Annotated in this window: 15 protein-coding genes; 4 read left to right on the top strand and 11 right to left on the bottom strand. The window is 42.1% G+C overall.

From position 1 onward, the window contains the following. A partial coding sequence (locus PUQ00_RS29825) for a hypothetical protein (RefSeq protein ID WP_300423333.1) occupies nt 1-257 on the top strand: 257 nt, incomplete at its 5' end. A 49-nt stretch (nt 258-306) separates the two neighbouring features. On the opposite strand, the gene PUQ00_RS29820 is transcribed toward PUQ00_RS29825, so the two are convergent. Next, the gene (locus tag PUQ00_RS29820; RefSeq protein WP_300423331.1) at nt 307-2,775 is read right to left on the bottom strand and encodes an arylsulfatase; all 2,469 of its coding nucleotides are present in this window, start codon (nt 2,773-2,775) and stop codon (nt 307-309) included. Then, the gene (locus tag PUQ00_RS29815) at nt 2,765-3,802 is read right to left on the bottom strand and encodes a formylglycine-generating enzyme family protein (protein ID WP_300423329.1); all 1,038 of its coding nucleotides are present in this window, start codon (nt 3,800-3,802) and stop codon (nt 2,765-2,767) included. The genes PUQ00_RS29820 and PUQ00_RS29815 overlap by 11 nt, the downstream gene beginning before the upstream one ends. 444 nt (nt 3,803-4,246) lie before the next feature. Between PUQ00_RS29815 and PUQ00_RS29810 the strand changes: the two genes are divergently transcribed. Beyond that, the gene (locus PUQ00_RS29810) at nt 4,247-4,441 is read left to right on the top strand and encodes a hypothetical protein (RefSeq protein WP_300423327.1); all 195 of its coding nucleotides are present in this window, start codon (nt 4,247-4,249) and stop codon (nt 4,439-4,441) included. Between the two features lie 244 nt (nt 4,442-4,685). After that, the gene (locus PUQ00_RS29805) at nt 4,686-5,951 is read left to right on the top strand and encodes a hypothetical protein (protein ID WP_300423326.1); all 1,266 of its coding nucleotides are present in this window, start codon (nt 4,686-4,688) and stop codon (nt 5,949-5,951) included. 255 nt (nt 5,952-6,206) lie between these two features. Here PUQ00_RS29805 and PUQ00_RS29800 read toward each other — a convergent pair whose 3' ends face one another. From PUQ00_RS29800 to PUQ00_RS29765, 9 genes are all read right to left on the bottom strand, one after another. Then, entirely contained in the window at nt 6,207-6,713 is a 507-nt protein-coding gene (locus PUQ00_RS29800; RefSeq protein ID WP_300423325.1) for an SRPBCC domain-containing protein, read from the bottom strand. A 33-nt stretch (nt 6,714-6,746) separates the two neighbouring features. Then, the gene (locus PUQ00_RS29795; protein ID WP_300423323.1) at nt 6,747-7,097 is read right to left on the bottom strand and encodes a metalloregulator ArsR/SmtB family transcription factor; all 351 of its coding nucleotides are present in this window, start codon (nt 7,095-7,097) and stop codon (nt 6,747-6,749) included. Between the two features lie 624 nt (nt 7,098-7,721). Next, nucleotides 7,722-8,597 carry a transposase family protein gene (locus tag PUQ00_RS29790; RefSeq protein ID WP_300423321.1) on the bottom strand — a complete coding sequence of 292 codons (876 nt, stop codon included), beginning with the start codon at nt 8,595-8,597 and terminating at the stop codon, nt 7,722-7,724. A gap of 95 nt (nt 8,598-8,692) precedes the next feature. After that, a complete protein-coding gene (locus PUQ00_RS29785) occupies nt 8,693-9,199 on the bottom strand; it encodes a hypothetical protein (protein ID WP_300423320.1) in 507 nt (168 codons plus the stop codon). Between the two features lie 250 nt (nt 9,200-9,449). Further along, a complete protein-coding gene (locus tag PUQ00_RS32970; protein WP_366145978.1) occupies nt 9,450-9,548 on the bottom strand; it encodes a DUF4157 domain-containing protein in 99 nt (32 codons plus the stop codon). 545 nt (nt 9,549-10,093) lie between these two features. Then, nucleotides 10,094-10,888: a hypothetical protein gene (locus PUQ00_RS29780; RefSeq protein WP_300423318.1), complete on the bottom strand. Its 795-nt coding sequence runs from the start codon at nt 10,886-10,888 to the stop codon at nt 10,094-10,096. Nucleotides 10,889-10,930: 42 nt separating this feature from the next. After that, entirely contained in the window at nt 10,931-11,491 is a 561-nt protein-coding gene (locus PUQ00_RS29775; protein WP_300423334.1) for a DUF6519 domain-containing protein, read from the bottom strand. A 28-nt stretch (nt 11,492-11,519) separates the two neighbouring features. After that, the gene (locus PUQ00_RS29770) at nt 11,520-11,933 is read right to left on the bottom strand and encodes a hypothetical protein (protein WP_300423316.1); all 414 of its coding nucleotides are present in this window, start codon (nt 11,931-11,933) and stop codon (nt 11,520-11,522) included. An 87-nt stretch (nt 11,934-12,020) separates the two neighbouring features. Continuing rightward, nucleotides 12,021-12,446, bottom strand: coding sequence for a hypothetical protein (locus PUQ00_RS29765; RefSeq protein ID WP_300423314.1), 426 nt, complete (start codon nt 12,444-12,446; stop codon nt 12,021-12,023). Between the two features lie 131 nt (nt 12,447-12,577). Between PUQ00_RS29765 and PUQ00_RS29760 the strand changes: the two genes are divergently transcribed. Further along, nucleotides 12,578-12,805, top strand: coding sequence for a type II toxin-antitoxin system HigB family toxin (locus PUQ00_RS29760; RefSeq protein ID WP_300423313.1), 228 nt, complete (start codon nt 12,578-12,580; stop codon nt 12,803-12,805). The last annotated feature ends 46 nt before the right edge of the window (nt 12,806-12,851 follow it).

Below are 12,851 nucleotides of genomic sequence, written 5' to 3'. Positions count from 1 at the left end.
TTGGGCATTGGGCATTGGGCATTGGGCATTGGGCATTGGGCATTGGGCATTGGGCGAATGGCACTAAGTTAAGATACAGCCCTTGTCCTAACTGGTTCCTAGCCTCTAGGCTGGGAACACATCTTGAGAGGCGGAGCCTCCTCTTTCTTCACACGAGGCAGCAGTCCTCTCGGAATACGTTAAGAGTCTTAAGCACTCTTAACGAGGTAACACAAGACTTTGGGCTTATCTTAGTGCCATTCGGCATTGGGCATTGAGAATGTGGGGTAGTGGAGTGAAATTCTCTCCCCATCTCCCCAGTCCCTATTACTTCAACTCAAGGCTGACTTGCTGTAAGTTACCAGTAAAAGCAAAAGGTACTTGGTAGGTGTCAACGACGGGAGTACCTGTGTCTCTCCCGACATCAAATGTTTCATCTAGGGCTAAACGGTAAGCGATGGTTTTTTCAACGCGTCCTTCGGCTACCTGTTGATCGTTGATGAATAGTTTGCCGGTTCCGCCTGCACCCACAGCGCCGCCGTCATAATCAAAGTTGAACCGGAGTGTAGATTTACCGGAGGACAATTTTTCCGGGGATTGGATGATGTAGCGGACAGCATTGGCATAGTTGTAGACATAGGTAGGCTTGCCATCCTCCAGGAAAAAGCTCCACCCAGCAAAGCGGCCGCCTTGGGTTAAGAGGATACCCTCTGCCCCACTTTCGGGAATTTCTACATTAGCTGTAATGCTGAAGGATCTGTTTTTCAGGTCTGGGGCGCTACCTTCTGGGATGCCAACTGCACCAGGATAGTAACTAAAGGTGGTACGTCCGGCGGTGAGACTGGGGCGAGTTTTAACATCAAATCGTTCTAGGGCGCGATCGTCTAATGGTAGTACTTTGTACTTGCGGGCTTCCTTTAAAAACAACTTTTGCAGTTTTTCTAGTTTGTCGGGATTTTCTGCTGCTAAGTTGTTGGCTTCGCTGAAATCTTCTGCAATGTTATACAGTTCCCACGGATCTGTATCAAAGTCACCTTTTGCAGTCCGTTCCCAAGGTAAGCGACCATGACGAGCCGCCGCCACCCATCCTTGATCGTAAATGGCTCGGTTGCCTAGCATCTCGAAATACTGAGTTTGACGATGAGAGGAAGTATCAGGATGATCAAAGGTGTAAACGAGGCTGGTACCTTCAATCGGTTGTTGCTTGAAACCATTCACTTCTTCAGGGGCAGTAATTCCCGCAACTTCTAAAATTGTGGGTGCAATATCAATTACATGATGGAATTGGCTGCGGATGCTACCTTGGTCTTTAATACCTGCGCCCCAGGAAATCACCAAGGGGTTACGAGTTCCACCAAAGTGGGAGGCGATTTGCTTTGTCCATTGGAAGGGACTATTGACTGCCCATGCCCAAGCCGCCGGAAAATGGTTGAATGTCTTAGGGCTACCCAATTCATCATAGGAAGCTAGCAGTTGTGGCAGATTTTCGGGTACACCGTTGAAGAATTTCAATTCATTGACGGTACCTGTTAAACCACCTTCTGCACTAGCACCGTTGTCTCCCACAACGTAAATCACTAAGGTGTTGTCTAGTTCACCAAGTTGGGCAACGGCATCAATCAAGCGTCCAATTTGATCATCTGTATGACCTAAAAATCCGCCAAATACTTCTGCCATGTGGGCATAGAGTTTTTGCTGTTCTATTGAGAGGGAATCCCAAGCTGGTAGTTCTTGGGGGCGGGGGGTAAGTTGGGCATTGGCAGGAATTACACCCAGTTGTTTTTGACGCGCAAAGATTTCTTCGCGTAATTTATCCCACCCTTGGTCAAACTTGCCTTTGTACTTGTCAATCCACGTTTTGGGGGCGTGGTGCGGTGCGTGGGTGGCTCCGGTAGCCAGATAGGTGAAAAAGGGTTTGTCTGGAGCAATTGATTGTTGGTTGCGAATCCAGGCGATCGCATGGTCTACTAAGTCAGGAGTCAGGTGATAATCTGGCTTGTTGGCTGGTTTCTCGACTCGCTTGGTATTTTCTACCAAGGCAGGACTCCACTGGTTAGTATCACCACCAAGAAAGCCGTAAAAATACTCAAATCCTAACCCTGTAGGCCAGCGATCAAAAGGCCCGGCGGCGCTGGTTTCATAGTCTGGGGTGTTGTGCCATTTACCGAAAGCTGCCGTATTATAGCCATTTTGTCGCAGCACTTCGGCGACGGTGGCAGCACTCTTGGGCAAAATCGCTGTGTAGCCAGGATAACCTGTAGCTAATTCTTCAACTACCCCTGTATTGACTGAATGATGATTCCGTCCAGTTAACAAAGCTGCCCTGGTAGGTGAACACAGGGCTGTGGTGTGAAATTGGTTGTAGCGTAATCCTCTTTCGGCTAGGCGCGTCAAATTAGGAGTTTCCACCGGGCCGCCAAATGTACTTGCTTGTCCAAAGCCCACATCATCTAGGATCACTAGCAAGACGTTGGGGGCTTTAGCTGGGGCGGTAATGGGTTGAGGAAAATCTGGTTCTGAATCTTTGTAGGTGATACCGATTTTGCCCTTAAACTCTGGTGGGGGAAAGGGTAAAACCTTGGATGTGGCTGCTAGGGCGGGGCTATTGACCATCAACAAAGTGATGAGCAAAGATAAAGCGATCGCTTTTGCGATTTCTGGAAACAAATTCCAGGGCTTATACAATCTTGGATTTTGGATTTTGGATTTTGGATTGGTAATCGCTTTCTGTATCAGGGTTCCGTGAATCCATCTGTCGCAATCATTGTTCAAATTGGTATTGTGTTCAAACTTCATTCTTGATCCTTTCTGTAGTCAGGTTCTTAACTAAGCGAAATCCGATATGGGTAGTTCCCGTGTCAGGGGCTTGAGATTCTCGCGCTGCTGGGCGGAAGCGGCTGCAATAGTTGGGCGCACACAGATAAGAGCCACCTTTGATCACATGTAGGGCGCTTTCGGTCGGTTTGTTGGGGTCATAACTTTCTTTTGGGCCTGTGGGATTGACACTGTGGGTTTTGTGGTTGTGTCCTGGACTAAACCAATCAGAAGTCCATTCCCAAACATTACCTGTGATGTCGTACAGACCATAACCGTTGGGTGGAAAGGAACCAACTGGGGCAATACCTAAGTAACCATCGCTTTTGGTATTGAAAAAGGGAAAGATTCCTTGCCAGGTGTTGGCTTTTTTCTCAGAGTATTGATTTCCCCAGCTATAAGTTGCACCGTCTAACCCACCACGGGCGGCGTATTCCCATTGGACTTCGGTGGGTAGTGATTTTCCTGCCCATTGGGCGTAAGCTGCGGCATCTTCGTAGGCAATATGAACAACTGGGTAGTTTTCTTGACCAGCGATGCCTGCGGTGGTCTGCACCAACGCACTTTCTCTTCCAAAGGGATGTTGCCAATTTGCGCCAGTCTGCCAATGCCACCAACTCAGCAGCTTTGCTCCTGGTTTTGCGATCTCAAACACCACCGAACCCGGTAATCTCTGCTCATCTGGCAAGTCGGGAAACTGTTCCTTAGATAAAGGTCTCTCTGCAAGTGTCACATACCCAGTTGCTTTGACAAATGCCGCAAACTGTGTATTTGTCACCTCATATTTATCGATACAAAAGGAACTAACTGTTACTTCTTGAGCCGAGAGTTCTTCTATCAAACCAGAATTATCTGATCCCATCGTGAATGTCCCTGGTGGAATCATTGCCATTTCTCGTGGACAGGGATTTACGGTAACGGCAAAGACGGGAGGAATGATCAACAAGAGTGCGATCGCTACTCCCGTAATCAACAACAATCTTAAAAAAGTTTTCCCTGACTTAGACATTCTGAAAACTACCCCCTTGGTAGGCTAATCGCTTTTTATCAACAAGATGCAAAGTTACTCAAAGTTGTGTTTAATACTAATAAAAATAAATCAAAATTCAAACTGAATTTTGCTAAAATACTTACTATATAAAGCTTACAGAATATTAATAAGCTGATTAAAAATCGATATATGTCGGCCTTTAATAAAAATAATTTAGTTAATTTTCTCTAACTATTGGTCTGAATTGTGTTTAAAAACTTTAGTTTATCATAAACTACGGTATATCGATAAATATACCGTATTTAAGTATAATACCGAAATGGGTTTAAAAATTCCTGTTCGGCAATATTTCGATACCTTAAGTGGGGGTTCAGCCGGGATACGCGGTGTGATTCGTTCTGGAGAAACCCAGTTTCTGGGGGGATTCCAGGCTTTAGTCTCCGGCGACTAAATGCAAATCGCTTGCGATCGCAATCAGGTAATTTCGTCACGATAGGCACTTGTTCCGCCGCGCCTGATACCCAAAATGAAAATTCTTCAACTCAAGGTGTAGTAGCCCAGATGAAAGAGCAAGTAGAACAGGGTGACTACACGGGTGCAACGCGATTTGGTAAGATCGGATTTTCTATCTCAATTAGCAGGGCTTATTCTCAATAAATAGAGGACTAAGTTTCCTGCTTTCATCTTTTCAAGGTAGCGATCGCTAAAAATTAAGGTAGCTGATATTAGCAATTTTTATCACCTCACAAAATCGCCTTGCTGCTGATCATGAGATCATAAGGGCGAAGGTTCCGCCGCGCCTGTCTCCTGTTCCCGCCCCAAAGGGGCTTCGCTAGTGGAACTAATTACTATATATAAAGTCATATTGACCAACTAATCAGCTTTATAAATCAGCCAATATATGAAACTTACATCTGTTAACACTGTAATAGCCCTGATGCTGATTAGTGTGGGGTTTTCGCAAACTGCTTATACCCAAACTCCTGCCACAGGATATACACAACTGACACAACAAGTTGCGGAATTTCGCTCTCAGGGGGCACTGGGGTTAGAAAAATTTCTGAATACTCACCTAGAGGAACTTAAAAACCCTTCACCTCAGATGCGCCAAGCATTAGATACCCTTTGCCAACAACGGGATTGCTACGCCTCTAAGCTTTACTGGTACACTGATTTAGAACAAGCTAAAGCTGCTGCTAAAGCTAGTAAGAAACCCATTCTCTCGCTACGTTTGTTGGGTAAGCTTGACCAAGATTTAAGTTGTGCCAACAGTCGCTTTTTCCGCGTAGCACTATATCCTAATACAGAAATTTCGCAATTGCTGCGCGATCGCTATATCCTCCACTGGCAATCTGTGCGTCCAGTACCGAAAGTTACCGTAGATTTTGGTGATGGTCGCAAGCTGGAACGCACCCTTACAGGCAATAGCATTCACTACATTTTAGACAGTTCCGGTCGTCCGATTGATGCAATTCCAGGTTTGTACGGGCCGCAAGCGTTCCTGCGCCAATTGATTGCTGGTGAAAAAGCAGTCAAAGAATATACAAATTCTCAAGGTGCTGCACGCCAGAGCTTTTTACGTAACTACCACCGGCAAAATTTAGCGTCTATTCAACGTCAATGGAGAGCAGATTTAGCAAAACTAGGTATACAAAATCCGCCACGTCTTGTAGAAATACCTGCTGGTAGTGATGAAACACCTAGCGCTCCCGTGGCTGGTACGTTAGCTATCACTAAAATGCGAGTTGAATCTCCCTTACTACAAAATATCACCCCTGCTACTAGCAATCAGGCAGCACTCCAAGAAATCACTGACTATACAATATGGCAGCGAATTGCCCAACTCTACACAGCAGATGCAAAGTTAGATAATCACAGTCTGGCATTAATACGTAGCAAAGGTTTTCAAGCAAATAATCCTGAGAATTTACAGCGCGTTGTTCGCAATTTTGAAACAGCAATGGCCTTAGATACTGTAAGAAATGAATATACATTGCACAGTCAAATTCATCAGTGGTTTATGCAAAATAATGCGACAACTAATGTAAATGTCTTAAATGAAAAAGTCTACGCCGAATTGTTTTTAACTCCAAACTCAGATCCTTGGCTGGGATTAACCAGTAGTGATAATTACAGTGCCATTGATAATGATGGCATTCGCAAGTAATGCTCTAAATTTGTATTCTTAATTTAATTAGACATCTGGTGAAATTAAATATGCGTTATCTAGAACCCTTGTAGAGACGCGAAATTTCGCGTCTCTACATTCTTTTTCGGAGATGTCTATTATTTATTAGACCTCTTGCAAAAGTCCCTAACACCCCACCCCCAGCCCCTCCCCGATGCTTTGGGGGGAGACTTTGACGTAAGTCAAAGGCGGGGTGGGGTTCTTATTTTTGATTTATGCAAGAAGTCTATTGTCTTAGTTTGCAACTATCTTCGCCAGGAATTCATCGAGACAATCGAAGGTGGAGTTCCATCCGGCAACAACACCCATCTCTTCATGCTTGCGGCGATCATCAGCAGATTCATGCACAATTTGGAGAGTGAGTTTGGTCTTGCTGTCCACTTCTTCAAATATGGCTGTGATCACAATTCCCTGCGGCAGATCAGCTTTGATAACCTGCTCAAAGCCTTCGTCAAATTCATCACTAGTGACAATTCGTTCTGGTGGCACGATTTCACGAAAGACACCTTTGACCGGATACTCAGTGCCATCTGGAGCAATCATCACATAACGCCATTCACCACCTGGACGCAGATCCATTTGGGTCACACGAGTTGTGAAGCCTTTGGCCCCCCACCATTGCGCGATGTGTTTTGGCTCAGTCCATGCCTTAAACACTAGTTCTCGCGGGGCGTTGAAAACACGGGTAATGATGATCTCGCGTTCGGACTGAGTGGAAGTGGAGTTATTTTGTTCCAACATTTTGTTTCTCCTTAAGAATGGAACGATCGCTACCTATGTTTCGCGATCGCGTTTCTTTTCCTCTGCTTGCAATTGTTGTAGATATTCGTCCAGGCGATCAAAACTCTGTTCCCAGAATTGGCGATATTGTTCAATCCAATCTGCTGCATCCTTAAGCGGTTCTGCCTCTAGCCGACAAGGACGCCACTGAGCCTCTCGACCTCGTGTGATCAATCCAGCACGCTCTAGCACCTTTATATGTTTGGATATGGCAGGTAGGCTCATCTCAAAGGGTTGGGCTAGCTCAGTTACCGATGCTTCGCCAAGAGCGAGATGAGCCAAGATTGCCCGCCGAGTAGGATCGGCAAGGGCGGCAAAGGTGACGCTCAATTGATTACTGGACATTTAGATTGGAAGTATTTAACCGCGCAGTTAATTAACTAATAGGTTAAATGTACTAGTTAAAAATGTCAAGAGTTAATCTGATTTTTCCTCCTTAAGTCGTGAAACCAGGAAATAGCAAGGGTTTTATACTAGATTTATTGCAAAAAAGTTTTGTGGTATGATTTGAAGCATCTGAAGGTGCGATCGCAGTATCAGCGAAATAAAGACTTAATCTATGACTTTAGTTGATAGATAAAACATTCGTTCTCCGCCTTAAAGATTCAATCATGAACGTACTCAAGTCTTTGGCAGTTTAGCCTGAGCCGTCGCGGTCACTAAGCAAAGCACAACGGCAATTACGGTTTTGTAGATTAGACATCTGGTGAAATTAAATATGCGTTATCTAGAACCCTTGTAGAGACGCGAAATTTCGCGTCTCTACATTCTTTTTCGGAGATGTCTATTAGACCCGTCCTAAAACTTACAAGCAAGTATTTACAAGGCTTTGAGACCAATCCTTGCAGATTATCTGTTAACGTAACAATTAGGGTTTGATATCGTTAATGATAGTTTAGAGGAGAAAAATGGAGGTTCACAGTTTTATGCGATCGCTAATTTTTCTTAATGTTAATTAGCTAGGTATAACTAAAGTTCCAATTCGTAGTCTGACCAGACCCAAACTGTTAAAATTATTTCTTGATAAATATTCGAGTTCAGTCTAAATTTTTGTGAAGTTATTTGAAATATTCTCATTAGCCTGATTAAATGTTCAATGAATATACGTTTGCTTGAGAGAATTTTGTTTTGAGTTTTTTGTTGCTCAGTTAATTGCTGTTTTCTTTTTTTCTTCTGAGGAGTCGTAATGTTTTTACCACCTTGATATCCTTTATCTCCCTCAAATTTTTGTTCAGCATCAAATTTTTTCTGTTGTTCTCTAAATAAGTTGATGTCTGATGTTGGCCCAGCAAATCCTACTGCTACATCAATAATATCTTTTCCCTCTGGCAGACCTACTAATTGATTTTTTAAAGTATGCTGTTTTTTCTTCCCTGAATAAAACTTTTTTTGCTTTTCCTTGTCAGATGGTCTATCAATAGGCTGTTCTAGGCTATCTACTAATAGTTTAAAATTCGTCAATATTTCTTGTACAATCATCAAATTTCCTTCTTTGCCCTGCATCTGTTCTAGTAAACTTGATGGCAGAATCACCCGGATTATTTTTATCCAGTAATGAAAAGTAACATGAGCTTCACTTTTAGATATACCAAACAACATTCCTAGTATTTCAAAGGTGGGTATCTGTCTTAAATAAAACAGACATAAACATATTTGCTCTGAATTTGATAATAATTTTTTCCGTCCCCCTACAGGATAATTAATCCTTACCTTTTGCGTTTCTTTTTCTTTCTGGATTTTGATATCTTCTTTTAAAGCTGACTCAAGTAGCGCTTGAAACTGCTCATGACTAATACCCAAAATCTGTTTTGTTCTCGATGGGTATTTTTGGATATAATCAAACACAATACACATTTTAAATCAGAGTGGCAGACTGCTAATTTAACTTTTTACCATTTTTTTTGCCTAGATTATATTTTGGACGGGTCTATTCATGATAGCTAGAGCGATAAAATTCTCAACCAGCCAACGACTAGAAGGAAGATTAGATTTGCCGACCAAAAGAACAGCAGCAGCCATAGTAAGCCATACACTACTTGATCGCGATCGCTGCCACTTTGAGCGCTCATCCTTAACTCCTGATAACCCTGCCAGAGTTGCCAGGTGCGAAACACTGTGTAAAGCGTTCCAATCACGACTACCAAGCTATGAGAAAAAACGTGGCTGCAAATTTGCTCGGTCACGATTTGAACAGCGAGAACCAACAGATAGAATCCAAAAACGCTTCGCACTCTGGGACGACGTATCTCGATCAAAAATGCAATTCCAGGTAGAAGCAAACCAACGATGATTGCAACCTGAATCCAAATCTGTAGAAAGCTCCGCTCCGCCTCGCTGTAGTTAATCTCAGATTGAATGGGCAGGAGGTTCGTTCTAATCAGCCAACCGCTCAATAGCGTTAGGAGTGTTGCGCTGACGATAAATGAAAGTACTGTTTTCCAGTTCATAGTAGCTGTTTTAGTATAGAGCAGTAATGGTGTGAGCTAATTATTTACTTCACATTTACGATCGCTCCTGTTGAATTTACCAGCCGCCTTAAAACAGCGTTGAGCAATGTCTGCGGTAGACTATGCTTTAGCCTCTGATTCTGAGAGGAAAAAATAGCAGCAGCGATCGCACCTCTAGATGAAAGCGATCGCTTTCATAGCCGTATCCTACACCGATTCTTTCCTACTTTGCTGTACAACGTATGTAAGCTCATGCGCCAACAACTCCCAGGCTCGGCTCATAAGCTCCCTGCCGAAAGAACACATTGTGCCCCCTCGTAAACGCCTTCGCTTGTATCGACCGATTCAACTGGTCAGTTCTTCTGGGTCTCTATTTTCATCTACTGCTTTCTTCGCCGCAAGATACTAATCCTTCACACTTACTATGTCACGTTTATCGTTGATATGTTGTTGCCTTGTCATAACTTAGGGACTTATACCAATTCTGTATGAAGATGCGCTAAACCATATTTAAGTACAAGAAAGAAAAACGAACCGCATTCGCGTTAGCGTCTCCCCTTGGGAGAAGGACGCAAAAAAGAGGCAGCGCGTTGCGGTGAATCCAGCGCTGTAGGCGGGTTTCCCGCCGTAGGCGACTGGTGAACCCGAAGGGGGGTTCCAAGAGTTGTAGCGACTGCCGTCACAAAGAAAGAAAGAAGTTAAAAGGGTTTAGCGCAGCCTCACAAAGAAATGGTATTACAAATAAAAAAATACTCAATTACTTCTTGTGGGGTGGACATCTTGTCCGCCCTTGGCTACGGGCGGGCGAGACGCCCACCCCACAAGATTGGATAATTTATTTGTTGGAAGTCCCTTACCTCAAAACTAAATGAAGTTGACATTAAATTCAGCCTATCAAGTTTTAATATGAATAATACTTACCCAGTCACCTCCTTCAGAGCCATTTCCGCTAAAACGCTCAGGAACACCAGGCCAGATATTGTTGCCATCCAATGCTTGAATCTTGCTAACTGTTAATTTATTATTTTCTATTTTAATAATGTAAATTTTACCTCCATCGACTAAGCGCCATTTAAAATTTTCCTTTTCCGTAAACAAAATAATATTTTGGGAAAGTGAAGTTACCTTTTCTTGAAACTGCTGACGTAATTCATCAGGAATAATACCTTTATTTAAATTTCCTTGTAAATTAAAATTTTCGCTATCAAATAATAGTTCCTCATTTATAATCCATTCGCCATGTAATAAGACAGGAAACTGATAGATATTACTTTGATTAAAGACGGCTTTTTGCTGCCAATCATCAGGTGTAATTAATCTAACCGCTTCTGTATAACCATTATTTTCAGTTGTTAAAGGTTCAATTTCTGTAATTATATTGATATTACTATCTAATATATCATTGCCAATTGCCCAACGGATAGATTTTGTTTCAGTTTTTTTTACTTTAACTGGCTCAACTTTCATTGGCAATATATAAAATACTTCACCTTTCAATACATTATCCGTATGAGCTAAAACAGATACACTACTCTTATGTAAACTATCAATCCGTACTACTTTTTGAAACTGAATTACTAGACCTAATTTAGTAAATAAATTTCTTAAATCCCGAGATTTTAAATTAAAGAATTGATCCTCTGGAACATTGCTAGAATTTTCCTGCGTTTCTGCAATAGTAGCTTCCAAAACTTGATCGTGATGCCAACTCGCATTGATTATGCGGTTAAATTATGTTATTGTTTGTGTAGTGGTTTCTTTCTGATTAATAGGTGTTGCAAGATTTTCCTGAGAATTAGCTGGTATGGTATTATTATCTTTGTTACTCACAGGTGGTATAGTGCTTTCTTGACTACCAATCTTTCTTCGGCAATCATGAACTATTACATTATTAGGATTACCTAAAATTACTGCTAGAGGTGCATAATAATGAGTTATACCATGCGGTGGTTGAGGTTGAGGCTCTAATTTTCCTTCTTTGTTTTTTCGTTTAGGCCATTCTACATTGCCTGTAGCTGTCCGCACAGGAATTAACCAATAATCACCTACTTGATAAAAGCTGTTATGGCTATCTCTTTGAAATTGAATTTCAATCCCATCCTCAAGGGGAAACCATTTATTATTCCCTTCAGATAAATTTACTTTGACTTCTTTAGAGTCCCAACGGCGTAATAGCGGATGTTTTTCTAGAAGCAATGTTTTGTTTTTAGCATCTCCTGAGAGAATTACTTGATTCTCAATGCAATCCACTTGTTCGACCTTTAGTAGTTGGCGATCGCTATCTCCAAGTATATAATCATCATCGATGATTTCAACCCAATCATATAAATACAGTCAGATTGGATTCAATTGGTAAGATTTCTAAAACACCTGTATGGGCAAGTTGATTGTTTTTTTTGATTTGGCTGCTTTTAGGATAAATCAGGGTTTCTAGGACTGCTAATTGGGGGTATATACCAAATAACACTGTATCTGGATTTTTTGCAGGAAACTCTAGTTGGTCTGTAGCATCAATTTCCGCGTCTAGTTGAATAGTCTCTAGCGGTGGTGCAACTAGACGCAAGGCTTCTAGGCGATCGCTTCCTTCAGAACCCGCACCTCGTACCTGTAAAGTGCGTCTGAGTGTTTCGGGATTGTATTGCAGTATAATCAATCCTTTGGGGAAAAAGCTAACAGCATCAAGGATAGCGCTCGTTGCTTTTAATAAGCGTGGCGTACGGGGAAAGTGAGACATAAGATTATTCCTAAATCGCTTCAATTCAGTAACAAATTCAAAACCTAAAGATTATGCCTTTATACTTCCGACTTCCGACTTAATTTATCAAGTCCCTTTTGCTTTCATATTTGTAGTAGTAAAAATACTTATGCCAAAATATACCGAAATTTGGTCTGGTGTCGGTGGTATTGTTGGTGTCTGGGCTGGCAGGATAACTTGGAATCTCGCTGTGAATGTAGTACCTTTGAGCAATACTGCTGTTAGCTTAGATTTAACTTTTCTGGCTTTTTGATTGGGGGCTAAGGATTGAATAAAAAGTGTTCCTGTACCGGGAGTGACATTTGGCGGACTTGTATAAGAACAACCAGGGACAATAACTTTTTTCTCGTCACCAAAAATGCAAATATTCTTTTTATTAACTGTTGGTATGCCAGTACCAGTTAAGATCCCAGGACGCACTGCAACTATTGCTTTGCCAAAGATGGGGTTGAATATGGCGCGATCGCCAGTGATGAGAATAAAGTCTAACATGGGTTTTTGGTGAGAAAATAAAAGTCTTTGTAGAATCTGTTACGCACTTTGTAGAACTACTGCGATCGCCCTATTCCCCTGGCGGGAATCTTAATCAGTGCTATGATTAGCATAAATTTCTAACTTTAGGAATGCACGTAATCAGCAAAGTTAAATTGCGGGAATTCTGGGTTCAACACGCTGATTCTGAAAATGCTCTTAATGATTGGTACAAGTTTACGTCTAAAGCAAACTGGTCTAATTTAGTGGATGTTCAGAAAAGATATCCAAAGGCAGAAGCGGTTGGTAACTTTACAGTGTTTAACATCAAAGGTAATAACTATCGTTTGATTGTAGACATTAGATATAGCATTTTCTAGTCTAGTGAGGTACAGTAACAACAATGAGTAAACCAACCACGGATAT

This window comes from Nostoc sp. S13 (assembly GCF_029379315.1).
Taxonomy (GTDB): domain Bacteria; phylum Cyanobacteriota; class Cyanobacteriia; order Cyanobacteriales; family Nostocaceae; genus Nostoc.
This window is presented reverse-complemented; position numbering and strand designations above follow the sequence as displayed.